The sequence below is a fragment of the Kocuria sp. ZOR0020 genome (assembly GCF_000800955.1).
In the GTDB taxonomy this organism is placed as follows: Bacteria; Actinomycetota; Actinomycetes; order Actinomycetales; family Micrococcaceae; genus Kocuria; species Kocuria subflava.
In genome coordinates, this window is the sequence record NZ_JROX01000359.1 from 1 (window position 1) to 219 (window position 219).

1 protein-coding gene is annotated in these 219 nt (G+C 38.4%); it reads right to left on the reverse strand.

All coding sequences use genetic code 11. The features are described 5' to 3' along the window. Positions 1–219, reverse strand: a 219-nt coding sequence (locus L979_RS16460; protein WP_047692822.1) for a hypothetical protein, incomplete at both ends; no start/stop codon positions are given.

Genomic DNA, 219 nt, shown 5'->3' on the forward strand with positions numbered 1-219 from the left:
AAGCGTCAACCCCTTCAGGACGTAGCCATTTACCTTGTTTAACTCCGTTTTTTTCCATGAACTCAATCACTTTACTTGGAGTTTCAAGTTCGCCAAATAAGCTAGGTTTAACAGAGTTGAATTTACTAAACATTTCAAGCGTTTCGATATAACTATCTTTCAGAAGCTCTGTATCAAGCAATTTTTGGGCTTTCTCAGCACGTTTAGCAAGTCGTTCGT